Genomic DNA, 23,985 nt, shown 5'->3' with positions numbered 1-23,985 from the left:
GCGCAGAACGAGGCGCGGCCCGCCACGCGCCCATTGGGCGTTCCGGGCGGGGAGAAGCCGTTCCGCATGCCGGCCATGGCGGGCGGCGCGGAGCCGCAGGTCTCACCGCGCCCCTTCGCGCTCGTGCCCCCGCCCGCCCCGGCGCGCCCGCCCATGCCCGCCAGCGCGCCGCGCGCCTGACGAAGGGCGCGGCCTCGCCTATATGAGGGCGGCACAGGAAGAGCGGACCATCATGCGGACCTTCGACGACATTCTCGCCGACTTCGAACTCCTCGACGACTGGGAGGATCGCTACCGCTACGTGATCGAGCTCGGCCGCGAACTCGAACCGCTGCCCGAAGGCGCCGTGAGCGACGAGAACAAGGTGCCGGGCTGCGTCAGCCAGGTCTGGCTGACCAGCCGCCACGACGCGGCGTCCCCGCCGCATCTCTTCTTTCAGGGCGATTCCGACGCCCATATCGTGCGCGGGCTCGTCGCGATCACGCTCGCGCTCTATTCCGGCAAGAGCGCGCCGGAGATTCTCGCGCTCGACGCCGAGACGGTCTTCGCCGAGCTCGGTCTGAAAGAGCATCTGACCCCGCAGCGCTCCAACGGCCTGCGCTCCATGGTCGGCCGCATCCGGCGCGACGCGCAGGCCGCGCTCGCGCAAGCCGCCTAGCCCTTTCGCCAGGCCCGCACTCCCGCGCCAGCTCGGCCGCTCTCGTGAACGAGGCCGTAGTGGCGCGCGAGAACGGAGAGCCCCGCCTTGAGCAGGAGCTTGGCCGAGCGGCGCGGCCACTGGCGCGCGCGCTCGACCTCCTCCAGTCCCGTCTCGAAACAGCAGACGTCGACGAGAACGCCGGACAGCTCCGGTCCCGCCGCGTCGAGCGCCCGCGCCACGCGCGCCCGGCAGTCCAGCGCGAAGTCGCCGATCTCGGCGTCCGGTCCCGCCCCGCCCGCGCCGCCCGCCGGCATGCCGCTCCAGCTCTGCGTCACGGAGGGCATGAGCTGCCCGCGCGTCCAGTCGCGCGCGAGCCGCTCGCCCGCCTCGACCTCCTCGGGCAGCAGAAACGGCCGGCCGTCGGAGCCCCGCCGCGTACCGAGACGCACCAGCGGCGCCTCCGCTCCGCGCGCCGCGCTCACTCCGCCGCCCCCTCGCCCGACAGCTGCCGGCACGAGACCGCGAGGCGTTCCAGCCGCGTCAGCTGCCGGTCGAACTCCTCGTCGTCTCGCGCATCCTCGATGCGCCCCACCGCGTAGACGACGCTCTTGCGGTCGCGCCCGAAGCCCTCGGCCACCTGCGCATAGGTGAGCTGGAAGGCGACGTGCGCGAGATACATGGCCAGGTGCCGGGCCCGCGACACGGCGGCGCCGGAGCGATGGGCCGACAGGATGTCGAGACTGCCGACGCCCGTGACGGCGGCCGCGATCTCGACCGAGACGCGGCACTGGAGGCGACCCCTGCCCGGCCGCGCCGGGTTCGGCGGCGGAACGGAGGGGCGCCCAGAAGGGGACGGAATGCGGGACTGCGGCATCGGGCGACTCACGGCACGCGTGTCGGGAACATAGAACATAACGTGAACAAACGGAGCAGGAATATTTTCCGGCGTCGCGAAAAAATGTTTCCTTCGCTCAACGCCTGTGTGCCCGGACATTCCCGAAGGTTACGCCGCCCGGTCCGCCCAGCGGTTTCTTCCCGCCGGCCGGCGGTCCCTCACCCTGCGGCCTTCCCGATACCGGAAAGGACCGCACCATCATGTCATCCACCCCCGCATCCACCGCTCTCCACGCGTTCGAGACCGCGCTCGTGGAGGCGGTGGCCGCCTTCGGCGACAGGCTGCAGCGCTCCGCCGATCCGATCCGGCGCTCCAGCGAGTCGCTGCTCGCGCGCCTCGGCTTCGAGGGCGCGCGTCTTCCGCTTCCCGAGCCGGCGCGCGAGGCGCTGCGCCGCGAGAACGAGCGGCTGCGCCGGGCGGCGCTGCGCGGCGACGCGCGCTACGACCTCAACCGGCACATCGCCGTGCGGCGCCTTCTGGCAGGCGAGGAGGCGGCGCTTCCGGAGGCCGCGTTCCGGGAACCGGCGCGCTCGGGCGCCGAGTTGAACGGCCGGTTCCGGCGCGAGCGTCGCGCCTGACGCCGCCTACTCCGCGGCGGCGAGGCGCGCGGGCGCCTGAACGGCGCGCATCTGCGCGAAGAGCCCGTCGAAGAGCTGGGCCCCGAGCATGGTGAAGTCGAAACTCTCGCCGGAGCGGAGCCAATGATTGAACAGCCCCGTGAAGACGCAGACGCAGGCATCGGTCGCGCGCTCGGGTGTCCAGTCGGCCGCGAGATGGCCGAGCTGGGCGGCCCGCTCGAAGGCACGCCGGATATTGCTCTGCATATGGGCGTCCGCCTCCCGCTGGCAGAGCGTCGCCTCCTCCATCTCGCCGACATACTCGCAGCGCAGCGTGAGGATCGCGACGACGCGCTGGGCGCGCTCGTCGGCCGCGAACCGCCGGAGGCTCTCGATCGTGACGCGGTGCAGCGCGCCCAGCGGATCGGGATCGGACACGATGTCCTGCGCCTGGAAGAATTCCTCCTGCGGCAGGAAGGCCCGCTCGCGCATGGCCATGAACAGATCGGACTTGCCGCGGAAGTGCCAGTAGATCGCGCCACGCGTGCATCCGGCCGCCGCGGCGATGTGCCCGAGCGAGGTCTGGCTGACGCCGCGTTCGTAGAAAACCGTCTCGGCCGCATCCAGGATGCTGGCGCGTGTCTGGTCGGCGGCTTCCTTGGTGCGGCGCATCATGGCCCTCCTTGAATACATCCGTATATGAATGTATGTTAGCTGCAACGCAATATCCAATGTCCCGGAGTCGACATGCCGTCCTATCGCGCAACCCTCCTCGCGCTGCCGCTCTTGGCCTCCACGGGACTGGCTTTCGCGCAAGGGGCCCCCGGCGGGACGGCCCCTCCCCCGCCCGCCGTGACGGTCGAGACGGTGACGCCCTCGACCGTGCCCGTGACCTACGAGTATCCGGCGCGGGTCGCCGCCTCGCGGCTCGTGGAGATCCGGGCGCAGGTCGGCGGCATCCTTCTCGAGCGCTCCTTCAACGAGGGCGCGCGCGTCAACGAGGGCGACACGCTCTTCCGCATCGACCCCAAGCCCTATCAGGCGGAGGTCGCGCTGGCGGAGGCGCAGGTCACGCAGGCCAAGGCCCAGCTCTCGCAGGCCCAGCGCACCGAGGAGCGTGCCCAGTCGCTCGCCCGCACGGGCGCCGGCACGGCGGCGACGCTGGACGACGCGCGCTCTCAGCGCGAGCTCGCCCAGGCCGCCGTCGCGCAGGCCGAGGCGCGGCTCGAGACCGCCCAGCTCTCGCTCGGCTACACCACGGTCACGGCGTCGGCCGGCGGCATCACCTCGCTGGAACAGGTGCCCGAGGGCTCGCTGATCCAGCAGGGCGCGCTGCTGACCCAGATCACCCAGCTCGACCCGATCTACGTCAACTTCTCGCCCGCCGACACCGAGGCCCAGTCGATCCGCCAGCAGATCGAGAGCGGCGCGGCCGAGGGCGCTCTGAAGGACCTCAAGGTGTCGGTCCGCTTCGGTAACGGCGAGACCTACGCCCAGACCGGATCGATCGACTTCCTGAGCTCCTCGATCGACACGCAGACCGGCACGATCCTGTCGCGCGCCGTGCTGCCCAACCCCGATTCGCGCCTGCTGCCGGGCCAGTTCGTGCGCGTCGAGGTCGAGGGGCTGAAGGTGCCGAACGCCGTGACCATCCCGACCGCCGCCCTGATGCAGGGTCCGCAGGGCACGTTCGTCTACACGCTCGACGACAAGAACGTCGCCGCGGTTCGGCCCGTCACGATCGGGCGCGAGCTCGGCGACCGCCTCCTGGTGGCCAACGGCCTCAAGGGCGGCGACCGCGTCGTGACGGTGGGCGTCATTAAGGTGCGGCCGGGCTCGCCGGTCCAGCCGACCGGCGCGATCGAGACGCCCGTCGGCTCCTCGCCCGCCGGCCAGGTGCCGCAGGCGTCCAACGCCGCCGCCAGCTCCGTCGCCGAGGCCAAGTGATGAACTCTCGCTTCTTCGTCGACCGCCCGGTCTTCGCGGCGGTCATCTCGATCATCATCGTCTTGGGCGGCCTCGCCGCCATGCGCGCGCTGCCGATCGAGCAGTATCCCCAGCTCGTCCCGCCCCAGGTCCAGATCAACGCGACCTATCCCGGCGCCTCGGCCGAGACCATCGCCCAGACGGTGTCGGCGCCGATCGAGCAGCAGGTCAACGGCGTCGAGGACATGATCTACATGACCTCGTCGAACTCCTCGACGGGCACGGCGACGATCACGGTCACCTTCCAGTCGGGCACCGATCCCGACCAGGCGACGATCAACGTCAACAACCGCGTGCAGCAGGCCGTTTCCTCGCTCCCCTCCGAGGTGCAGCGCCTCGGGGTCACGGTGACCAAGCAGTCGTCGTCGATCCTCGCGGTCGCCACCATGACCTCGACCGACCCGCGCTACGACGCGACCTACGTGTCGAACTACGCGCTGCTCTACGTCCTCGACGAGCTGAAGCGCATTCCCGGCATCGGCAACGCCCAGCTCTTCGGCGCGCGCAACTACTCCATGCGCATCTGGCTTCGGCCCGACCAGCTCGCCCAGTACAACCTGACGCCCACCGACATCGCGACCGCGATTCGCGAGCAGAACGCCCAGTTCGCCGCCGGCCAGTTCGGCGCGCAGCCCTCCAACAATCCGCTCGCCTTCACCTACTCGGTGACCACGGCCGGACGCCTGCCGGATGCGCAGGCCTTCGAGAACATCATCATCCGCTCCGACGCCAACGGCGGCGCGCTGCTCCTGAAGGACGTCGCGCGCGTCGAGCTCGGCTCCCAGGACTACTCGTTCAACGCCACCTACAACGGCAACCAGACGGTGCCGATCGGCCTCTACCTCCAGCCCGGCGCCAACGCGCTGAACGTGCTGTCGGCGGTCGAGACGCGCATGAACGAGCTTTCGAAGCAGTTTCCGGACGGCATCTCCTTCGCGGTGCCCTTCGACACGACGCTCTTCATCGAGGCCTCGATCGAGTCGGTGATCCACACCTTCATCGAGGCGATGGTGCTGGTTCTCGTCGTCGTCTACCTCTTCCTCCAGAGCTTCCGCGCGACGCTGATCCCGATGATCGCGGTGCCCGTGTCGATCATCGGCACGTTCGGCATCCTCCTGGCGCTCGGCTTCTCGATCAACCTCCTGACGCTGTTCGGCCTCGTGCTCGCCATCGGCATCGTGGTGGACGACGCGATCGTGGTTCTGGAAAACGTCGAGCGCATCATGCGGGACGAGGGATTGTCGCCGCCCGACGCGACCGCCAAGGCGATGACCGAGGTGACGGGACCCGTCATCGCGATCGTCCTGACGCTCTGCGCCGTGTTCATCCCGGTCGCGTTCCTCGGCGGTCTCGCCGGCACGATGTACCGCCAGTTCGCGGTCACGATCGCCGTGTCGGTCACGATCTCGGGCATCGTCGCGCTCACGCTCACGCCCGCCCTTTGCGCGCTTCTCCTGCGCAAGGAGCACAAGGAGCCGATCGCGCCCTTCCGCTGGTTCAACCGCATGTTCGACAGGCTGACCAACGGCTACGGCCACGGCGTCAGCTTCATCATGCGGCGCGCGTTCGTGGCGCTCGTGCTCTTTGCGGCGCTTTTGGGCGGCACGGCCTATCTGTTCCAGACGCTGCCGGGCTCGCTCGTTCCCAATGAGGACCAGGGATCGAACTTCGGCGTCGCGATCCTGCCGCCGGCCGCCTCGCTGTCGCGCACGACCGACGTGATGAAGGAGATGAGCGCCAACATCCAGAAGCACCCGGCGGTCAAGGACGTCGTGGCCTTCGCGGGCTTCGACCTCCTGTCGGGCTCGCAGAAGTCGTCGGCGGGCGCGGCCTTCATCACGCTCAAGGACTGGTCGGAGCGCACGACGCCGGAACTCGACGCGCGCAACCTGCCGGGGCCTTTCATCGGCATGAACTCAGGCATCCAGGACGCGATGGTGCTGGCCTTCTCGCCGCCGCCGATCCAGGGACTGTCCACCACGGGCGGGTTCGAGCTCTTCGTACAGGACCGGGGTGGGCGCGGTTCCCAGGCCTTGATCGAGGCGACCGGCGCGCTGGTCGCGGCGGCCTCCAAGCGGCCGGAGCTGGCGGGCGTGCGCACCTCGTTCGAGGCGAACGTGCCGCAGTACCAGATCGACGTCGACCGCGAGAAGGCCAAGGCGCTCGGCGTTCCCATCGCCTCGATCTTCGAGACCATGCAGTCGACCTTCGGCTCGCTCTACGTGAACGACTTCACGCTGCTCGGCCGCAACTACCGTGTCTCGCTCCAGTCGGAATCCGACTTCCGCGAGAAGCCCGAGGACCTGCGCTTCGTCTACGTGCAGGCGTCGAACGGCTCGATGGTGCCGCTGGACTCGCTCCTGATCACCAAGCGCATCGTCGGCCCGGACCTCATCGAGCGCTTCAACGCCTTCACCTCGGCCAAGGTTTCGGGCGGTCCCGCACCCGGCTACTCGTCGGGCCAGGCGCTCACTGCCATGCAGGAGATCGCGAGCCAGGCGCTGCCGGAGGGCTTCGTCGTGGCCTGGACGGGCTCGGCCTACCAGGAGATCCAGGCCGGCGGCACGGGCGCCATCGCGATCGGCTTCGGCATGATCATGGTGTTCCTGATCCTCGCCGCGCAGTACGAGCGGTGGTCGCTGCCGATCGCGGTGCTGCTGGCCGTTCCCTTCGCCATGTTCGGGGCGCTCGCCGCGATCTGGGCGCGGGGGCTCGAGAACGACGTCTACTTCCAGATCGGCCTCGTGACGCTGGTGGGGCTCGCGGCCAAGAACGCGATCCTGATCGTGGAGTTCGCGGTCTTGAAACGCGAGGAGGGCCTGTCGGCCTTCGACGCGGCGCTGGAGGGCGCCAAGCTCCGCTTCCGCCCGATCGTGATGACCTCGCTCGCCTTCATCCTCGGCGTGGTGCCGCTGGCGATCGCGACGGGGGCCTCGTCGGCCAGCCGCCACTCCATCGGCACCGGCGTGATCGGCGGCATGCTGATGGCGACCTTCGTCGCGATCTTCTTCATCCCGCTCTTCTACAAACTCCTGTCGCGCGACAAGAAGAAGCCGGCGGCCAGCCCGCCCGTGCCGCACACCGTCGGCCACGGCGGCGGCCACCCCGCCCCGGCGGAATAGGGCCAGACGAAAAGGGCGCCGGAGACGGCGCCCTTTCTTGTTCCAAGGACCGTTGCGAGGCGCCAGCCTAAAACGTATATTCGACAAGGATATACGTTGACGGCGCGACGGATGATGAAGGCGACGAAACTCTTCCAGTCCAACAGGACCCAGGCCGTGCGGCTGGCCAAGGACATCGCCTTTCCGCACGATGTGCGCGAGGTTGTCATCCGACGCGACGGAAATCGGCGCATCCTGTCGCCGGCCGATGCGAGTTGGGACGACTTCTTTTCTGAGGGCGGCGTCGATCTGGGTCGGCGCGAACAGGGCGAGGCGCCGGACCGCGCCTCGTTCTGATGCTTCGCTATTTCCTCGACACCAACTTCTGCATTCAGGTCATCCGCGACCGACCGGCGCATGTCCGCCCGCGCTTCAACCAGGAAGCGTCCGGCCTTTCGATCTCGACGGTCGTGCTGGAGGAACTCCTCTTCGGCGCGGCGCGCTCCGCGCGTCCGGCCGAGAACCGGCGTCATGTCGAGAGTTTCGCGGACCGGCTTTCCGTTCTCGCCTTCGATGCCGATGCAGCAAGTCACTCCGGCGACATTCGCGCCGATCTGGCGGCTCGTGGCCTGACGATCGGCCCCTTCGACAACCTCATCGCCGGCCACGCCCGCAGCCGTGGCCTCGTCTGCGTCACGGCGAACCTGCGCGAGTTCGAGCGCGTGCCCGGCCTTCGCTGCGAGAACTGGCTGGCCGATGCCTAGCCTCCCGCGACCGCTCCCGACAGCGACACGCCCTTCATCTGCGCCTGGACCGTCTGCCCTTCGGAAAGCTCCAGGAGGCGGGCGGAGCGGCGGGTGATGCGGGCGGCGAGAAACTGGCCGTCGCGAAGCTCCAGCGAGACGTCGAGCTCGGCGGGACCTACCGGGAGGATGCGCCGGATCGTGGCGGGCAGGACGTTGAGGATGGTGGTGTTCTGCGGCGCCGCGAGCGCCAGGCTGACATCGGCCGCCCGCACGCGAAGGCGCAAGGGGGTGCCGGGCGGACGCTCCGGCCCGGCGATCAGGAGGCGGTGCCCGCCGAGATCGAGCACGGCGAGGTCATCGGCGTCCTCGTGGCCGACGACGCTCGCGCGCAAAACGCTCGCCGCGCCCTGCCGCGCGGCAAAGGGCAGCGCCGGGTCGGCCAGCACCTCGGCGATCGACCCCGCCCCGACGACGCGGCCGGCCTCCAGGACGACGACGCGGTCGGCCAGGCGCTCGACCTCGGCGCGATCGTGCGTGACGAGGATCGCCGGGATCGACAGGCGCGCGTGAAGCGTCTCGAGATACGGCAGGATCTCGTCCTTGGCGTCCTGGTCCAGAGCCGAAAGCGGCTCGTCCATGAGGAGAAGGCGCGGTTCGGCGAGAAGCGCGCGGGCGAGCGACACGCGCTGGCGCTCGCCGCCCGACAGCGCCTGCGGGCGACGAGCCAGAAGCCGCTCCAGCCCCAGAAGCGCGACGAGCTCCTCGAAGCGAGCGGTCGGCTGCGTGCCGGATGCCAAACGGCGGCGCCCGAAGTCGAGGTTGCCGCGCACGTCGAGATGGGGAAAGAGGCTCGGCTCCTGGAAGACATAAGCCGCGCCTCGCCGGTGCGGGGGGAGGAAGCGCTGCTCGTCCTGCCAGACCTCTCCTTCCACCACGAGCCGACCGGACAGGCGCTGCAGGCCGGCGACCGAACGCAGGATCGTGGTCTTGCCGCAGCCCGATGGGCCGAACAGCGCGGTGATGCCTCGGGCGGGCGCCGTGAAGGCGACGTCGAGCGAAAAACCGCCGAGCCGGCCGGAAAGCCGCGCCTCGATCCCCTTCCGCGTCGCGCTCACAGGGCGCGCTGCCGCTGGCGGCGGTCGAGAAGCTGGACGACGAGGATCACCAGAAAGGCGAAGAGCACGAGCGCTCCGGCGAGGATATGGGCCTCGCGCCAGCGCAGCGTCTCGACCAGATCGAAGATCGCGACCGACAAGACGCGCGTTTCGCCCGGGATGTTGCCGCCGATCATCAACACCACGCCGAACTCGCCCACCGTATGGGCGAAGCCCAACACCGCACCCGTCAGGAGGCCGGGCCGCGCCAGCGGCAGCGCGACCGTGAAGAAGCGGTCGAGCGGACCGGCACGCAGCGTCGCCGCGACCTCCATCGGCCGCCGCCCCATCGCATCGAAGCTGACGCGGATCGGCTGCACGACGAAGGGAAGGCTCGCCACCACCGAGCCGACGAGAAGCCCTGTGAAGGAGAAGGCGAAGGTGCGCACCCCCGTCAGTCCGCCCAGCCCCTGCGGCCCCAGCGCGATCAGGAGGTAGAAGCCGAGAACCGTTGGCGGCAGGACGAGCGGCAGCGCCACGACCGCCGCCACCGCTTCCTTCCCGGCGCGATGCGAGAAGGCGAGCCAGTAGGCGAGCGGCGTCGCCAGCGCGAGGAGGATCAGGGTCGTCGCAGTCGCGAGCTTGAGGGTCAGCCCGACGGCGGTCCAGAGGTCGGGCGACATCGCTTCCCTTGTGTCAGGCGCCGGTGTCCGTCCGGTAGCCGTACTTGCGGATGATCTCCAGGGCCTTCGGGCTCTTCAGATAGTCGACGAAAGCGCGGGCGGCCTCGTTCCCCTCCCCGGCCTTGAGCAGGACGACATCCTGGCGGATCGGCCTGTAGAACTCCTGCGGCACGTCCCATCGCGAGCCGCCCGAGGCGTTGACGACCTGGCCGAGCGCGACGAAGCCGAGCGCCGCAGAGCCGGTCTCGACGAACTGGTAGGCCTGCGCGATCGAGGTGCCCTGCACGATCTTGGGCTGCAGCGCCTCGAAGACCCCGAGCTTTCGCATCGTCTCCACAGCCGCCGCGCCATAGGGGGCGGCGTCGGGGTTGGCGATCGCGATCTTGTCGAACGCCGCCGTCCGCAGCGTCTCCTCGCCCGCGACGAGGTTCGGCTCCCGCGAGTAGAGCACGAGCTGTCCGACGGCGTAGGTCGAGACGGTGCCGGCAACGCCGTAACCCTCGTCCACCGCCTTTTTGGGGCGCTGGTCGTCGGCGGCGAGAAAGACTTCGAAGGGCGCGCCTTGCGTGATCTGCGTGTAGATCGCGCCCGTCGCGCCGAAGGAAAGGACGGCCTCGTGCCGGGTGTCGGACTGGAAGGCGCTCGCGATCTCCTTGGCGGCGTCCGTGAAGTTGGCGGCGACCACGACCTTGGTGGAAGCGGCCCGCGCCACCGCCGGAAGGGCGAGCATCGAGAGGCCGAGGCCGAGCTGCAGGACGAGACGACGAGAGAGAGTCATGCGCACGGCGCTCCGATATGGCCGGTGAGACATATCGGCTCCAATTAGGCGGAGGCCGCGGCGCGGCAAGGCGCGGCGGATGGCCCTCAGCCTTCCGGCGCGAGGCGCGCGGCCAGCGCCTCCAGATCGGCGGCGATGGCCCGGTCGCTCTGGTGCTGCATGTGACGGTAGCGGGCGAGAACCTCCGCGCCCAGCGCGGTCAGCGCCGCGCCCCCCTGCCTCGCGCCGCCGCGATGCATCTCGACGAGCGGCGCGTCGAAGGTCCGGTTGAGGTCTTCCACCAGCGACCAGGCGCGCTTGTAGCTCATGCCCATCCGCCGGCCGGCGGCGGCGATCGAGCCGGTCTCGCGGATGCGCTCCAGGAGATCGGCCCGGCCGGGTCCGACGATGCGCCGGTCGCCGAAGAGGATGCGCAGGCGCGGTACGAGGCGCGGCTTCCCTGTCTCTTCGTCGTCCTGGCTCATCGTCCATGCTCCGGCCCGGCCCCTTCGTAGGGCCGGATCGGGCGGAACGAAAGCGTCAGTTGCCGTGGCCGGCGTGCGGATCGGGCGCGCCGGCCGCGTTCGGCGCGCCGACGCTCAGCATCGTCTCCACCTCGCCGCCCCGTTCGAAGCGCAACGTCACGGGCACGCTCTCGCCCTCGCGGAAGGGCTGGGCGACGTTCTCGAACATGAGATGCGCGCCGCTCGGCTCCAGCATGAGGGTGCCGCCGGCGGGAACCGGGAGGCCAGCCGTCGCCTCACGCATGCGCATGACGCCGTTCTCCATGCTGGACTCGTGGATCGTCACCTTGCCGGCGCGCGGCGAGGCGGCCGAAACGAGACGGTCGGGCTCGGCGGCCGGGTTGGTGAGCGTGAGATACCCGCCGCCGACCTTGGCGCCAGGCAGCATGGCGCGGGCATAGCCCCCTTCCGCCGCGACGCCGGCGGCGGCGGGCGCCGCGGAGGCATGGTGGGCATGACCGCCACCCGCCGTCGGCGAGGCGGCCACCACACGGACGGTCGGGGCCGGGTGCTCCAGCGCGTGCGCATCGGCGCCGGGGGCCGCGACCTCGGTCCAGGCAACGCTTTGCGCGCCGCAGCCCTGCCTCACCTTGAAGGGCAGGGTCTGGCCGGCGGCCTGCGCGTCGAACGTGCCGCGCACCGTGAACTCGTCATAGAAGCGGTCGTCCAGCGAGCCGCCGGTCCAGCGGATCTCCACCGGCCCGCGCCGGACGTCCTCGCCGTAGAGCTTGTGGGTCTGCTCGAAGTCGCCCTCGCGCACCTCGACCTGCCAACCCGGCTTGGGCATGGGGTGGGCAGCCAGGAAGCCGGGCGGAAGCTGGATCGCGAGCGTGTCGGTCGCCGCGCCGTCGCAGCCGTGGCCGATGCCGACGGTGGCCTTGAAGGCGCGCCCGGCAGTCGCCTCGTCGCTGGTCAGGACCGCATGGGCCTGGGCGAGCGAAGGCGTAAGCGCGAGAAGAAGCGCCCCGAAACGAAGGGTGGTGTTCATGGGATGATCCGAATCCAGAAAAAACCTGGGCGCGGCCGAAGCGGCCGATCGCCGTTTGAGGGTTCCGTCTAGATCCGCGTCGGGGGCCCGCGACTGGCCCGTGCGAAAAGGTCGATCGGGCGCGGTGGCGCAGGCGCGTCCGACAGGCGCAGCGTGGCCGGCAGGGCCACGGGCGGCCGTGCGGCGATCCGCGCCTCGGGACCGACTGGCAGGATCGCATGGGCCGACACGAGGCAGACGCCGGCAAGGCACGGGCAGGAGCGGTCCGGCTCGTCCGGCGCCTTGTCGGAGACCAGACGGTTGCCGTTCTCCAGCGTGTGGCAGATCAGGCCGAGGTCGGGCGCGGCCAGCCGCTCGGCCGCCACCGCGCCCTGCCCAAAGCCGGACAGGAGCAGCTGGACCGTGAGAAGCAGGAGGCCGAGCGCGGCAAAGGCCGAGCGCTCGCGCCGCAGCGCGGCGAGCCCGTTCCAGCCTGAGTTGCGCAGGTGCCTCATGCCGCCGCTCTAGCAGGACGGCATGGGCTCGGGAAGCGGCATCAGGGGTTGATGACGCGGCAGTGCAGCTTCACGATGCCGCGCTCGCGCAGCTCGTGCGACAGGAGTTCCAGCTTGCGCGACCCGTGCCACTCGCCGGCCGCATCGAAGAGGCTCGGGGCGTCCGGCCGCGCGTCGGTGAGCGGTAGGATGAAGACGAGAAGCTCGTCGAGAAGTCCCGCGTTGAGGATCGCGCCGTTGAGCCCGCCGCCGCCCTCGACCAGGAGGCGCCGGATGCCGAGCTCGCGGCCCAGCGTGTCGAGGACGCGGGCGAGATCGATGCCGTCCCGGCCGCCGAGAATGTAGGAGACGCCGCGCGCGCGCAGGAAGGCGAGGTAGTCGTCCGTGACCTCGTCGCCGACGATCGAGACGAAATGCTCGCCGTCGATGTTGTCGCGCTTCCAGTTGAGCTTGCCGTGCGGGTCGAGGGCGATGGCAAACTTGCCGGCCTCGCGGTTCGCGAACCAGTCGGCGCGCTCGACCGGACCCTTGGCAAGGCCACGCTCCCACGCGCCGGCTGCATCGAAGTCCTCCTCCATCGTCACGCGTCCGACGATCCAGGCGTCGCCGCCGAGTTCGTCGTGGGCGTGCTCGAAGATCTCGGACGGGGCGTCGATCGCCCACCCTTCAGTCAGGACGCGGCCGTCGATCGAAGTCATCATCAGGCAGAGCGTGTGGGGGCGCATGGCGTCGGGCTCCGGTTTCGAAAAAAAGGGCGGGCCGAAGCGCCCGCCCTTTTCGGGGTTTTGCGTGGAGCGTCAGGCGGCCTGCCGCGCTTCCTTCAGCGAGGCCATGTCGATCACGAAGCGGTAATGCACGTCGCCCTTCACGGTTCGCTCGAAGGCCTCGTTGATGTCGGCGATCTTGATCGTCTCGATGTCGCAGGTGATGCCGTGCTCGGCGCAGAAGTCGAGCATCTCCTGCGTCTCCTGGATGCCGCCGATCAGCGAGCCGATCACCGACTTGCGGCCGACGATGAGCTGGGCGCCGCTGACCGGCGGCTCGAGCGGCCCGATCACGCCGACGATGATGTGCGTGCCGTCGCGCTTCAGCGTCGAGAGGTAGGGGTTGATGTCGTGGGGCACCGGCACGGTGTCGAGGATGAAGTCGAACGTGTTGGCGACCGCGTCCATCTGCGCCTGGTCGGTGGAGAGCACGACGTGGGCGACGCCGAGCGCCTTCGCCTCGGCCTCCTTGGACTTGGAGCGCGTGAAGAGCGTCACCTCGGCGCCCATGGCGACGCCGAACTTGATGCCCATGTGGCCAAGGCCGCCGAGGCCGATCACCGCGAGCTTCTGGCCCTTCCGGAGGTTCACGTGCCGCAGCGGCGAGTAGGTCGTGATGCCCGCGCACAGGAGCGGCGCGGAGGCCGCCAGGTCCAGACCCTCGGGCATGCGCAGGACGAACTTGTCGCGCACGATGATCTGGTCGGAATAGCCGCCATAGGTCGGGCGGCCGTCGCGGCGGTCCTTGTCGGCGTAGGTCTGGGTCATGCCGTTCTCGCAGAACTGCTCAAGACCCTCGTTGCAGGAGGCGCATTCCTGGCAGCTATCGACCATGCAGCCGACGCCGACCTTGTCGCCGACCCGGAAGCCCTTCACCGCCGAGCCGACCTCGGCGACGCGGCCCACGATCTCGTGGCCGGGCACAAGCGGGTAGCTCGCCCAGCCCCAGTCGTTGCGCGCCTGATGAATGTCGGAGTGGCAGACGCCGCAATGGGTGATCTCGATGCGCACGTCGTCGTCGCGCAGGTCGCGGCGCTCGAAGCTCCAGGGCTTCAGGGGCTCGTTGGCATCGGTGCAGGCAAAGCCGAAGGAGGGGGTGGTCATCGGTTTCTGATCCTTGGGGGGTCGACGGGCCGCCGGGAGACGCGGCCGTGATGGGTCGCGCACCAGTTAGAGCCGCGACGTCTCCCGGCCAGTGCGGCGCGGCGGCCCTCCGGCCGGTTCCGCCGCTTGTGGCGGGCGCCGAACTTCGATACCCCAGCGCTCCACGCCGATGGCCAAGAAGGGGTCCCGCATGATCGTGGTGTTCGGATCGGTGAATGTCGATCTCGTCGCAAGGGTCGGCACCATTCCGAAGCCGGGCGAAACCGTTCTGGCGCCGGGCTACGTCAGGCAGTCGGGCGGCAAGGGCGCGAACCAGGCGGTCGCCGCGGCGCGCGCCGGCGCCAGCGTCGCCATGGCCGGCGCGGTCGGGCGAGACGCCTTCGGCGGCGAGGAGGCCGAGGCTCTGGCGCGCGAGGGCATCGACATCTCCGCGCTCGCTCGCGTCGAGGAGCCCACGGGCTGCGCCTTCATCACCGTGTCGGCCGAGGGCGAGAACGCCATCACGGTCGCGAGCGGCGCCAACCGCCTGGCGGATGCCGGCTCGATCGACGCGCTTCTCGGCCGGCGCCCGAGCTGCCTTCTCATGCAGATGGAACTGCCGCTGGAGCCGACGCTGGCCGCGGCGCGCGCCGCGCGCCATCGCGGCGTGCCGGTGGTCGCGAACCTCGCGCCGGTGCCTGTCGATCTTGTGCCCGAGGCGCTCGGTGAACTCCTCTCCTGCATTGACATCCTCGTCGTGAACGAGCATGAGCTCGCCGATACCGCCCGGCTTCTCGGCCTGCGCGAGCCGACGCCGGAGAAGCAGATCCTCGCGGTCGCGCGCGGCCAGCGCCTCACCGTCGTCGCGACGCTCGGCGCGGACGGCGCGATGCTTGCCAAGCCCGGCCGAGACGAGGTGCAGCGCTTCGCGGCGCCGCCCATTCGCCCGGTCGACACGACGGGCGCGGGCGACACGCTCTGCGGCGTCCTTGCCGCCGCGCTCGACGCCGGCCTGTCCCTGCCCGAGGCGGTCCGGCGCGCGGTCGCCGCCGGCTCCCTGAGCTGTCTCGACTTCGGCGCGCGCACCGCCATGCCGCGCGCGGAGGCGATCGACGCAGCCCTCGCGCAGGCCGCATGAGCGCGCGTCGCATCGCCTTTCTCGGCGAATGCATGGTGGAGCTCTACCACCGTCCCGGCGACGAGCCCGGCCTTCTGCGCCGCACCGTGGGCGGCGACACGCTGAACGCCGCCGTGTACTGCCGCCGGGCGCTGGGCGAGGCCGGCAACGTCGAGGTCGCCTATGTCACGCGCCTCGGCGACGACCCGTTCGGCCGCGAGATCCCCGCCTTCTGCGCCGGACACGGCATCGCGACCGACCTGATCGAGATGGGCCCCGGCGAGACCACGGGCCTCTACGCCATCTCGCGCGACGAGGCTGGCGAGCGGTCCTTCACCTACTGGCGCTCGGCGGCCGCCGCGCGCAGCCTGTTTGCGAAGGGCGGTCACAAGGAGATCGAGCGCGCGGTCGAGAGCTGCGACGCGCTGTTCTTCTCCGGCATCACGCTCGCGATCCTCGCGCCCGAGGGGCGCGAGCGGCTCCTGGTCATCGCGCGCCGCATGCGCGATGCCGGCAAGCTCGTTGGCTTCGACGGCAACTACCGGCCGCGTCTGTGGAGCGACGTCGCGACGGCGCGCCGGGCGATCCGCGCCGGTCACGCGGTCGCGACCCTCACCATGCCGGGCCTCGACGACGAGCACGCGCTGTTCGGCGAGGAGACGGCCGAAGCCGCCGCGCGCCGGCTGATCGAGTTCGGTGCCAAATCCGCGATCGTGAAGCGCGGCGGCGGCGCGGCCGTGCTTCTCGACCGGCAGGGGCTGCGCGAGGTGGGCGCCCCCGCCCTGCCCGGCCCGATCGTCGACACGACGGCGGCAGGCGACAGCTTCGACGGCGCGGCGCTCGCGGCGCTGCTTCTGGGCGGCGATCTTGATGCGGCGGCAGCAGCCGGCCACCGCATGGCCGGGCTCGTGATCGGCGGCTACGGCGCGATCGTAGATGATCCGCGCACGCGCTGGAACGCGGGTCCGCTGGCGGCATGAAAAAGGCCGGGCACCCGGCCCGGCCTCCTCGCTCGTCTTGCGCGGCCTACTCCGCCGCGATCCGCTGCGCGGTCTCGCGCGGCAGACCGGCGAGCACCTTGTCGAGCGTCATCGGATAGTCGCGCACGCGCACGCCGCAGGCGTTGTAGATCGCGTTCGTGACCGCCGCGCCGACGCCGCAGATCGCCAGCTCGCCGATGCCCTTGCCGGCGAGCGGGCTCGCGGCCGGGTCGCGGTCCTCCAGGATCACCACGTCGAGGTCCGGCACGTCGGCATTCACCGGCACGTGGTACTCGGCGAGATCGTGGTTCACCATGAGGCCGGTGCGCTCGTCGACCACCAGCTCCTCGGTCAGCGCCGTGCCGATGCCGAAGATCTGCCCGCCGTAGCACTGCGAGGTCGCGGTCTTCTCGTTGAGGATGCGCCCGGCGGTCGCGACTGTCAGGAGACGACGGACGCGCGTCTCGCCGGTGACGGCGTTCACCGCCACCTCGCAGAAATGCGCGCCGTAGCTCGCCTGGTGGGTGTCGTTCGAGGTCGAGCCCGGCTTGAACGTCCCGGTCACCGCGATCGGCTCGCCGGCCAGAAGCTCGTGCAGCGGAACCTGGCGGTTCGCGCCGATCGCCGTGCCGTCCTTCAGCGTCAGGTCGTCGGGCGAGACGCCGAGCTTCTTGGCAAGCGCCTCCACGATGCCCTCGCACGCCGCATAGACCGAGGAGCCGGAGGAGTTCGCGCCCCAGGAGCCGCCCGAGCCCGACGCGGACGGCAGGGCGGAGTCGCCCAGCGTGACCGCGATCTTGTCGAGCGGCAGGCCCAGCATCTCGCCCGCGATCTGCTGCAGGATCGTGTAGGTGCCCGTGCCGATATCGGTCATGTCGGTCTCGATCAGCGCCGTGCCGTTGCTGAGCAAGGTGACGCGGGCCGAGGACTGCTGGGTCATGTTCTTGCGCGAGGCGGACGCCATGCCCATACCGATGAACCACTCGCCCTCGCGGCGCGTGCCGGGCTTCCGGTTGCGCTTGGACCAGCCGAAGCGCTCGGCGCCCACCTGCATGCATTCCACGAGGCGGCGCGAGGAGAAGGGCAGCCCGGTCTGCGGGTCCTCCTTCGGCTCGTTGCGGCGGCGGAACTCGATCGGGTCGAGATCCAGCTTCTCGGCCATCTCGTCCATCGCGTTCTCGAGCGCGAGCATGCCGACCGCCTCGCCGGGCGCGCGCATGGAGGACGACAGGAGGATGTTCACGTCCGCCTTGCGATGCGTTACCTGACGGTTCTCGCCCGCGTACAAGAAGACGGTCGAGATGCCGGCCGGCTCGAAGAAGTCGTCGCCCGGCGTGTTGGAGGTGATCGTGTCGTGGGCGAGCGCGGTGATCGTGCCGTCCCGCCGCGTGCCGATCCGCACGCGCTGGATCGTATCCGAGCGGCGCGAGGTCGCCTGGTAGACCTGCTGGCGCGTCAGAGCGACCTTGACCGGACGGCCGATCTCGCGCGCCGCCATGGAGGCGAAGACCGATTCCGGACCGATGCCGAGCTTGGAGCCGAAGCCGCCGCCGACATAGGGCACGATGATGCGCACGTCCTTGGTGGAGATGCCGAGCGCCTTGGCGAGCTGCTTCACGTTGGTGGAGACGAGCTGGTAGCAGCCGTGAAGCGTCAGCTTGCCGTCGGTCCATTCCGCGATCGCGGCGTGCGGCTCCATGGCCGACGAGCTTTGCGAGGGCGTCGTGTAGGTCGCGTCGAACGTGACCTCGGCTTCCTCGAACGCCTTCGGGAAGTCTCCCTTCAGCGTGTTGGAGGGCATGGTCTGCTGGCCGGGGTCGATCGCCTTGTCGCGCTCCTGGAAGATCGAGTAGCGCCCCTCGCGCGGCTCGACCTCGATCTCCACGAGCCTGGCCGCGTCGCGCGCGATCTCGAAGGTCTCGGCCACGACCATCGCGACCGGCTGGCCGAAATGGGTGATCTCGCCGTTGATCGGCGTCGGCGCGGGATCGCTCGGATCGGCCGAGGCGCGGGGCGCGGTCTTGGTGTCGGTCACGACATGGAGGACGCCCGCCATCGAAAGCGCGGCCATGGCGTCGATGCGCTTGATCTTGCCCGAGCCGGTGCCCGAGGTGACGATGTAGCCGTAGGCGACGCGCTTCCCGACCTTGTGCTCGTAGGCGTAGGTCGCCTGGCCCGAGACCTTGAGCGGCCCCTCGTAGCGATCGACGCCCTTGCCGATGACGTTCTGCACGCCCCGGTCGAGGCGCGTCTCGCCGACCGGCTTGTTCATGGTGAGGTTCTGGGTGGTGTCCATCACGCGTCTCCGCTCACCGCTTCCGCCAGAACGGCCGGCAGGGTCCGCCGCATCAGATCGATCTTGAAGTCGTTGTCGCCGAAGCCCTTGGCATCGGCGAGGAGGATGTCGGCGGCCTTGGCGAAGAGCGCTTCGTCGGGGGCCTTGCCCTTGAGGCTCGCCTCCACCTCGGCCGAGCGCCAGGGCACCGTGCCGATGCCGCCGAAGCCGAGCCGGACCTCGGCCATGCGCCCCTCTTCCATCCGCACCACGGCGGCGACCGAGACGAGCGCGAAGGCGTAGGACGCTCGGTCGCGCACCTTGCGATAGAGATGCCTGCCGCCCAGCGGCGCCGGCAGGCGCACGGCGGTGATCAGCTCGCCGTCGGTGAGGTGCGTTTCGATATGGGGCGTGTTGACCGGCTTCTTGTGGAGGTCCGCGATCTTGATCTCGCGCGTCGAGCCGTCCGCCTTCACGGTCTCCACCACCGCGTCGAGAACACGCATCGCCACCGCCATGTCGGACGGGTGGGTCGCGATGCAGCTCTCGGACGTGCCGAGGATCGCGAGGATGCGGTTGAAGCCCTCGCGACCGTCGCAGCCCGAGCCCGGCTCGCGCTTGTTGCAGCGCGCGTTGGTCTCGTAGAAATAGCCGCAGCGCGTGCGCTGGAGGAGGTTGCCGCCGGTGGTCGCCTTGTTGCGCAGCTGGCCGGACGCGCCGGCCAGGATCGCGCGCGACAGGACGCCGTAGTCGCGGCGCACCCGCTCGTCGGCGGCCAGATCCGAGTTCGTGACCAACGTGCCGATGCGCAGGCCCTCGCCCGCCGCCTCGATCGATTTCAGCGGCAGGCGGTTGATGTCGATTAGGGTGCGCGGCGTCTCGACCTGCAGCTTCATGAGGTCGAGGAGGTTTGTGCCGCCGGCGATGAACTTGACGGCGGAGTCGGCGGCGGCGGCCTTGGCGGCTTCCGTCTCGCTGGACGCGCGGCTGTAGTCGAAGGGCCTCATCGGGTGGCTCCTTCCGCGCCGCGGATCGCCCGCACGATGTTGGGATAGGCCGAGCAGCGGCAGATGTTGCCGCTCATGCGCTCGGAAATCTCGGCGTCGGACAGCTCGGCACCGCCCTCGAGGCTGTCGGACACGGCGCTCGGCCAGTTGTCGCGCGCCTCACCGAGCATTCCGACCGCCGACATGATCTGGCCCGGCGTGCAATAGCCGCACTGGTAGCCGTCGTGGTGGACGAAGCTTTCCTGCATCGGGTGGAGGTGGTCGGGCGTGCCGAGGCCCTCGATCGTGGTGATCTCGTCGCCCTCGTGCATCACCGCGAGGCTCAGGCAGCTGTTGATGCGGCGCCCGTTCACGAGAACCGTGCAGGCGCCGCACTGGCCGTGGTCGCAGCCCTTCTTCGACCCCGTCAGCGAGAGGTGCTCGCGCAGGGCGTCGAGCAGGGTCGTTCTGGGATCGATGTCGAGCGTGTGCTCGGTCCCGTTGATCGTCAGTTGCATGGCCGTGCCCGCCGTTTCCTGAAACCGTTCCAAACAGGACGGGGCAGCTAGTGCGCACGCACCGGTAAGGGAACGGCGGCCGGCGGATTGTCGCGCGGAAAAGCGAGCTAGCTCGGCCGGGCGACGCGCCCGCCGCGCGTCGGCTCGGGCACGCCGGTGGTTCCGGGGAAGCCGAGCGGCAGGCCGCGCAGAACGCGGGCGGCCAGAAAGGCGAAGCATTCCGCCTCCACCGCATCGCCCCGCAGCCCGAGGCTGTCGGCGTCCACGACCTCGACGGCGCAGCGCTCCGCGATCATGCGCGCGAGCGTCGGGTTGCGCCGCCCGCCGCCGGACAGCGCGAGGCGGCGGGGCCGCCCCGGCAGCAGCGCCAGGCCGCGCGCGACGCTCGCGGCGGTGAAGGCGGTGAGAAGCGCCGCACCGTCCTCCAGCGACAAGCCGTCCGCCATGCGGCTCGTGAAGTCGTTGCGGTCGAGGGACTTCGGATAGGGCGCGGCGAGATAGGGATGATCGAGAAGACGCGCGAGGCGCGTCTCGTCCACGCGCCCGAGAGCGCCGAGGCGCCCGTCGCGGTCCATCTCCTCCCCGGTACGGGCGCGCACCCAGTCGTTGAGCGGCGCGTTGGCGGGGCCGGTATCGAAGGCGTGGAGCCCGCCCCGGTCGTCGGCCCAGGTGATGTTGCCGACGCCCCCGAGGTTCAGGATCGCCGTTTCCGGCCCCGCACCGGCATGGCGCAGGAGAGCCGCGTGGTAGACGGGCGCGAGCGGAGCACCCTGGCCGCCCGCCGCGACATCGGCCGAGCGGAAGTCGTAGACGACGGGGATGCCGAGCTCCCGCGCCATCAGCGCCCCGTCGCCGAGCTGCCGCGTGGCACCGAGCCGCGCGGGCTCGCGCCGCCGGTGGAGGATGGTCTGGCCGTGGAAGCCGATCGCGGTCACCTGTGCGCGATCGATGCCCTCCTCCGCCAGGAAGCGCGCGACGGCCTCGGCCTGGCCGAGCGTCAGGGCGCGCTCGGCCTCGGCGAAGATCGCGGGTTCCTCGCCCTCGAAGTTCCAGCGGGCCGCCGACTCGAAGGTCTCGCGCAGGAGCGGGCGCAGGTCGCGCGGGTAGCTCGCGAGCCGCGCCGGCCCGAATTCGGCGATGCGCTCGCCGTCCGAGCGCAGGAGCGCGATGTCGATCTCGCCGTCGAGCACGGTGCCGGTCATCAGGCCCAGCGTCCAGATTGCGTCCACCCGTCGTTCCTCCTGCATCGCGCGGCTTGTCGCAGAGGGCGCCCCACCTCGTCCAGCCGCGTTCAGGCGACGATCGCGCGGTCGCCGACGCGCCGCCAGCTGGCGCCGTCCGAAAAGGCGAGCGTCGCGCCGCCCGCCTCGTCCGGCACGAAGATCACCTGTCCCGCGCCGCTCGCGGCCGGCGGCAACGCTGAACGCGCGAACGAGCCGACCTTGACCGCCCCCGCGACGTCCAGCGCGCAGGCCGGCTCGTGCCCGCCCGCCAGCGCCACGAAGCCGCTGGCGCGCGCGGCCCTCAGCGCCGTGCGGAAGCTCGCGCCGTCAGCCGAGACGCGGAACTCGAGGTCGTCGCCCCCCGTCAGCCCGAGTTCCGCGCGGCCCGACCACGCGGTCTGGAACACCAGCGAGGCGGTGCGCGCGGCGGACGCCTTGTTGACGACCTTGCGCGCGTCGCCCGTGCCCGGCGTCCGGTCGTCGTGCGTCAGGAGCTCGGCATCGGCCGCCACGGTCAGCCGGTTGGCGAGCGAGGGCGCGGCGTTGAGCCCGAGGCTCGGGAGCTCGCGTGCGGCAAAGGCGTCGCCGCTCCAGGTTGCACCGTCGAAGAGGACGAGCCGTCGCTCGTCCACCACATATGCAACCTGGCCGAGCACGGGCCGCAGCCCGATGAAGCCCCCGTTTTCGCGCAGCGCGAGCGAGCCGGGCGTCATCTCTTCCCAGCGCCCACCGGTCCTTCCCTGCGGCAGGATGAAGAGATCGCCCTCCTCCGTTGTTTCCGGCTCGGCGGCGACCCGCATCGAGCGGACCGCGGTCTGCACAAGCACGTCGAGCAGGCGCAGCGCCTCGTTGTGGGTGAGATGCTTCTGGGCCTGCTGCGCCAGCAGGAAGGGCAGGTTCAGTCGGGGCGTCTCGTCCATGCCGTGCGGGTCCTTCCGTTGCGATGCGCAAGCATACGCGGGGCTTGCGCCGCGGGGAGAACCCAACTGCCGCTACGTCGCTGTGGCTCGCCCGCCATGGTTGTGCTTGGCCGGCAACAGTTCGGTTGCGATGTCAACTATGAGTGCAATTTTGAGTTGCGATTGCGGCGCGAGATATGGGCATATCGGCCGCGACGGGGTGTCGACCTTCCAACGGGTTGTTTCCGTCACGCGGCTTGCGCGGTCGCCGGCGACGTTCCTGCCGGTCACGACCCGTCCGCAGGGGGAACATGACATGACCAGACCGTGCCAAGCGGCGGGACTTCTCGCCCTGCTCATGACCGCGCCCCCCGCCTGGGCGCAGAGCACCGTCAGTCCGCAGTCGGACTGGAACGGCAACTACGGCTTCAGCTCGACCGCCGAGAAGAACCTGCGTCTGCTGCAGACCGACGTTCTGCGCAAGAACGAGGAGGGCTACTACGAGTCCCTCGGCAAGACGCAGATCACCTCGTTCAACAACGTCCATTACGGCGACCAGATCGGCACGCAAACCAACAACGAAAAGAACGAGATCGGACAGCAGACGACCGCCATCGGCGCCGTCAACAACTCCACCAACAACATCGACATCTCGGGCCGCGGCAACATCAACGTCGCGACCAGCAACGAGGCGCAATCGCGCGGTTGCCAGGACGGGCGCGTCTCGATCGACGCGTCCCTGCCCGGCGGCCAGCCGACCTGCAACTGAGCGGGGCGACATGCGTCTTCGCTTCCTTGCGCGCACGCTCGCGGCGGCGCTGTCGACCGCCTCGCTCTTCGGCTGCGCCGCCGCGCCGGGCGTGGCGAGCTCGACCAGCAACGCCAAGCTGGTCCAGGGCCCGCCGATCAGCGACATCGTCACGCCCTTCGACAAGGCGCTGATCTGCCTGAACGGGCGCATCGCACGCCAGCTCGTCTTCTCGGTCGGCGCGGTGCTCGACCAGACCGGCAAGGAAAGCTTCACGGACGGGGGCGTCGGCAAGTTCGTGAGCCAGGGCGCGGGCGACATGATCCAGTCCGCGCTGTTTCGGGCGGGCGCGACCGTCGTGAACCGCCGCGACCCCCGCGTGGCGACCACCGAGGCCGAGTGGCGGGTGCGTGACCTGACGCGGCAGATCCCGTCGAACTTCTACATCACGGGCTCGATCAACTCGCTCGACTTCATTCCGGGCTCGGGCGCCGAGATCGAGGTGGCGGGCATCGGTGGGCGCTACCGGCAGAACCGCATCCTGATCGGGCTCGACCTCGCGATGACCGACGCCAACAGCGGACTGATCGTCGCCAACGTGCCGCTGCAGAAGCAGATCTTCTCCTCGGAGGCGGGGATCGGCGTCGGGCGCTTCATCGGCGACCAGCTGACCAACGTCGACTTCGGCGGCCGCGAGCGCGAGGCGATCCACTTCGCGCTGCGACAGATGCTGAATCTCGCGACCTTCGAGCTTCTGACGCAGGTCATGAAGGCCGAGAACTTCGCCGAGTGCCGCACCTTCGTGGACCGCGCGCACGGCTATGTCGACCACACCAAGACGGCCGAGGCCGTGGCAGCGCTGGAGAAGGCCAAGAGCGCGGCCCGCGCCGTCGGCGCCCCGCCGCCGGGCGCCAAGCCCGCCCCTGC

The 23,985-nt window shown here is 70.3% G+C and carries 26 protein-coding genes and 1 pseudogene; 11 read left to right on the top strand and 16 right to left on the bottom strand.

The annotated features are described in order from the left end of the window. Both AUL35_RS22490 and AUL35_RS04270 read left to right on the top strand, forming a co-directional pair. Nucleotides 1–180, top strand: a pseudogene (locus tag AUL35_RS22490) (EAL domain-containing protein); the annotation flags it as partial. Nucleotides 181–232: 52 nt separating this feature from the next. Next, nucleotides 233–658, top strand: a complete 426-nt coding sequence (locus AUL35_RS04270) for a SufE family protein (protein WP_062012352.1) — start codon at nucleotides 233–235, stop codon at nucleotides 656–658. Here the strand turns inward: AUL35_RS04270 and AUL35_RS04265 are convergent. Next, entirely contained in the window at nucleotides 655–1,122 is a 468-nt protein-coding gene (locus tag AUL35_RS04265; protein ID WP_062012350.1) for a DUF6456 domain-containing protein, read from the bottom strand. The genes AUL35_RS04270 and AUL35_RS04265 overlap by 4 nt on opposite strands. Continuing rightward, nucleotides 1,119–1,514 (bottom strand): helix-turn-helix domain-containing protein, encoded by a 396-nt coding sequence (locus AUL35_RS04260; RefSeq protein WP_192847040.1) that lies wholly within the window; start codon nucleotides 1,512–1,514, stop codon nucleotides 1,119–1,121. The genes AUL35_RS04265 and AUL35_RS04260 overlap by 4 nt, the downstream gene beginning before the upstream one ends. 221 nt (nucleotides 1,515–1,735) lie before the next feature. Here AUL35_RS04260 and AUL35_RS04255 point away from each other — a divergent pair, with 221 nt between their 5' ends. After that, nucleotides 1,736–2,113, top strand: a complete 378-nt coding sequence (locus AUL35_RS04255; protein ID WP_062012346.1) for a hypothetical protein — start codon at nucleotides 1,736–1,738, stop codon at nucleotides 2,111–2,113. Between the two features lie 6 nt (nucleotides 2,114–2,119). Here the strand turns inward: AUL35_RS04255 and AUL35_RS04250 are convergent, their stop codons facing one another. Continuing rightward, a complete protein-coding gene (locus AUL35_RS04250) occupies nucleotides 2,120–2,767 on the bottom strand; it encodes a TetR family transcriptional regulator (RefSeq protein ID WP_062012344.1) in 648 nt (215 codons plus the stop codon). 72 nt (nucleotides 2,768–2,839) lie between these two features. On the opposite strand from AUL35_RS04250, the gene AUL35_RS04245 reads away from it, so the two are divergent. The 4 genes from AUL35_RS04245 to vapC all read left to right on the top strand — a co-directional run bounded on the left by AUL35_RS04245 (nucleotide 2,840) and on the right by vapC (nucleotide 7,943). Further along, complete coding sequence (locus AUL35_RS04245; protein ID WP_062012342.1) at nucleotides 2,840–4,039, top strand: efflux RND transporter periplasmic adaptor subunit; 1,200 nt, start codon at nucleotides 2,840–2,842, stop codon at nucleotides 4,037–4,039. After that, on the top strand, nucleotides 4,039–7,200 hold the full coding sequence (locus AUL35_RS04240) for an efflux RND transporter permease subunit (RefSeq protein WP_062012339.1): 3,162 nt from the start codon (nucleotides 4,039–4,041) through the stop codon (nucleotides 7,198–7,200). The genes AUL35_RS04245 and AUL35_RS04240 overlap by 1 nt, the downstream gene beginning before the upstream one ends. Nucleotides 7,201–7,296: 96 nt before the next feature. Next, complete coding sequence (gene vapB, locus AUL35_RS04235; RefSeq protein WP_202814255.1) at nucleotides 7,297–7,536, top strand: type II toxin-antitoxin system VapB family antitoxin; 240 nt, start codon at nucleotides 7,297–7,299, stop codon at nucleotides 7,534–7,536. Further along, nucleotides 7,536–7,943, top strand: coding sequence for a tRNA(fMet)-specific endonuclease VapC (gene vapC, locus AUL35_RS04230; protein ID WP_062012336.1), 408 nt, complete (start codon nucleotides 7,536–7,538; stop codon nucleotides 7,941–7,943). Before vapB ends, vapC begins: the two co-directional genes overlap by 1 nt. On the opposite strand, the gene modC is transcribed toward vapC, so the two are convergent. The 8 genes from modC to AUL35_RS04190 all read right to left on the bottom strand — a co-directional run bounded on the left by modC (nucleotide 7,940) and on the right by AUL35_RS04190 (nucleotide 14,333). After that, nucleotides 7,940–9,040, bottom strand: coding sequence for a molybdenum ABC transporter ATP-binding protein (gene modC / locus AUL35_RS04225; RefSeq protein ID WP_062012334.1), 1,101 nt, complete (start codon nucleotides 9,038–9,040; stop codon nucleotides 7,940–7,942). The genes vapC and modC overlap by 4 nt on opposite strands. Further along, nucleotides 9,037–9,702: a molybdate ABC transporter permease subunit gene (gene modB / locus AUL35_RS04220; RefSeq protein WP_062012332.1), complete on the bottom strand. Its 666-nt coding sequence runs from the start codon at nucleotides 9,700–9,702 to the stop codon at nucleotides 9,037–9,039. Before modB ends, modC begins: the two co-directional genes overlap by 4 nt. Before the next feature lie 13 nt (nucleotides 9,703–9,715). After that, on the bottom strand, nucleotides 9,716–10,480 hold the full coding sequence (gene modA / locus AUL35_RS04215; protein WP_062012330.1) for a molybdate ABC transporter substrate-binding protein: 765 nt from the start codon (nucleotides 10,478–10,480) through the stop codon (nucleotides 9,716–9,718). An 86-nt stretch (nucleotides 10,481–10,566) separates the two neighbouring features. Further along, on the bottom strand, nucleotides 10,567–10,944 hold the full coding sequence (locus AUL35_RS04210) for a winged helix-turn-helix domain-containing protein (protein WP_062012327.1): 378 nt from the start codon (nucleotides 10,942–10,944) through the stop codon (nucleotides 10,567–10,569). Nucleotides 10,945–10,999: 55 nt separating this feature from the next. Then, nucleotides 11,000–11,971 (bottom strand): copper chaperone PCu(A)C, encoded by a 972-nt coding sequence (locus AUL35_RS04205; RefSeq protein ID WP_062012325.1) that lies wholly within the window; start codon nucleotides 11,969–11,971, stop codon nucleotides 11,000–11,002. A gap of 68 nt (nucleotides 11,972–12,039) precedes the next feature. Beyond that, the gene (locus AUL35_RS04200; protein WP_062012323.1) at nucleotides 12,040–12,465 is read right to left on the bottom strand and encodes a hypothetical protein; all 426 of its coding nucleotides are present in this window, start codon (nucleotides 12,463–12,465) and stop codon (nucleotides 12,040–12,042) included. 41 nt (nucleotides 12,466–12,506) lie between these two features. Continuing rightward, on the bottom strand, nucleotides 12,507–13,190 hold the full coding sequence (locus AUL35_RS04195) for a dihydrofolate reductase family protein (RefSeq protein ID WP_062012321.1): 684 nt from the start codon (nucleotides 13,188–13,190) through the stop codon (nucleotides 12,507–12,509). A 72-nt stretch (nucleotides 13,191–13,262) separates the two neighbouring features. Beyond that, nucleotides 13,263–14,333 (bottom strand): NAD(P)-dependent alcohol dehydrogenase, encoded by a 1,071-nt coding sequence (locus tag AUL35_RS04190; RefSeq protein WP_062012319.1) that lies wholly within the window; start codon nucleotides 14,331–14,333, stop codon nucleotides 13,263–13,265. Nucleotides 14,334–14,523: 190 nt separating this feature from the next. Between AUL35_RS04190 and AUL35_RS04185 the strand changes: the two genes are divergently transcribed. Then, nucleotides 14,524–15,450 carry a ribokinase gene (locus AUL35_RS04185; protein ID WP_062012354.1) on the top strand — a complete coding sequence of 309 codons (927 nt, stop codon included), beginning with the start codon at nucleotides 14,524–14,526 and terminating at the stop codon, nucleotides 15,448–15,450. Then, nucleotides 15,447–16,409 (top strand): sugar kinase, encoded by a 963-nt coding sequence (locus AUL35_RS04180; protein ID WP_062012317.1) that lies wholly within the window; start codon nucleotides 15,447–15,449, stop codon nucleotides 16,407–16,409. Before AUL35_RS04185 ends, AUL35_RS04180 begins: the two co-directional genes overlap by 4 nt. A gap of 46 nt (nucleotides 16,410–16,455) precedes the next feature. On the opposite strand, the gene AUL35_RS04175 is transcribed toward AUL35_RS04180, so the two are convergent. The 5 genes from AUL35_RS04175 to AUL35_RS04155 all read right to left on the bottom strand — a co-directional run bounded on the left by AUL35_RS04175 (nucleotide 16,456) and on the right by AUL35_RS04155 (nucleotide 22,331). Further along, on the bottom strand, nucleotides 16,456–18,705 hold the full coding sequence (locus AUL35_RS04175) for a xanthine dehydrogenase family protein molybdopterin-binding subunit (protein ID WP_062012316.1): 2,250 nt from the start codon (nucleotides 18,703–18,705) through the stop codon (nucleotides 16,456–16,458). Beyond that, nucleotides 18,705–19,691: a xanthine dehydrogenase family protein subunit M gene (locus AUL35_RS04170; protein ID WP_062012314.1), complete on the bottom strand. Its 987-nt coding sequence runs from the start codon at nucleotides 19,689–19,691 to the stop codon at nucleotides 18,705–18,707. The genes AUL35_RS04175 and AUL35_RS04170 overlap by 1 nt, the downstream gene beginning before the upstream one ends. Then, entirely contained in the window at nucleotides 19,688–20,188 is a 501-nt protein-coding gene (locus AUL35_RS04165; protein WP_082666093.1) for a 2Fe-2S iron-sulfur cluster-binding protein, read from the bottom strand. The genes AUL35_RS04170 and AUL35_RS04165 overlap by 4 nt, the downstream gene beginning before the upstream one ends. A 107-nt stretch (nucleotides 20,189–20,295) precedes the next feature. Next, the gene (locus AUL35_RS04160) at nucleotides 20,296–21,417 is read right to left on the bottom strand and encodes an anhydro-N-acetylmuramic acid kinase (RefSeq protein WP_062012312.1); all 1,122 of its coding nucleotides are present in this window, start codon (nucleotides 21,415–21,417) and stop codon (nucleotides 20,296–20,298) included. A gap of 62 nt (nucleotides 21,418–21,479) precedes the next feature. Continuing rightward, complete coding sequence (locus AUL35_RS04155) at nucleotides 21,480–22,331, bottom strand: DUF2793 domain-containing protein (RefSeq protein WP_062012310.1); 852 nt, start codon at nucleotides 22,329–22,331, stop codon at nucleotides 21,480–21,482. Between the two features lie 295 nt (nucleotides 22,332–22,626). Between AUL35_RS04155 and AUL35_RS04150 the strand changes: the two genes are divergently transcribed. Continuing rightward, the gene (locus tag AUL35_RS04150) at nucleotides 22,627–23,079 is read left to right on the top strand and encodes a hypothetical protein (protein ID WP_062012308.1); all 453 of its coding nucleotides are present in this window, start codon (nucleotides 22,627–22,629) and stop codon (nucleotides 23,077–23,079) included. A 10-nt stretch (nucleotides 23,080–23,089) separates the two neighbouring features. Further along, nucleotides 23,090–23,985, top strand: an 896-nt coding sequence (locus tag AUL35_RS04145; protein WP_062012307.1) for a CsgG/HfaB family protein, incomplete at its 3' end; no start/stop codon positions are given.

Origin of the sequence: Aureimonas sp. AU4, assembly GCF_001463765.1 — a bacterium.
Taxonomy (GTDB): Bacteria; Pseudomonadota; Alphaproteobacteria; order Rhizobiales; family Rhizobiaceae; genus Aureimonas.
The sequence above is the reverse complement of the archived record's forward strand: the minus strand, read 5'-3'. Positions and strand labels throughout refer to the sequence as shown.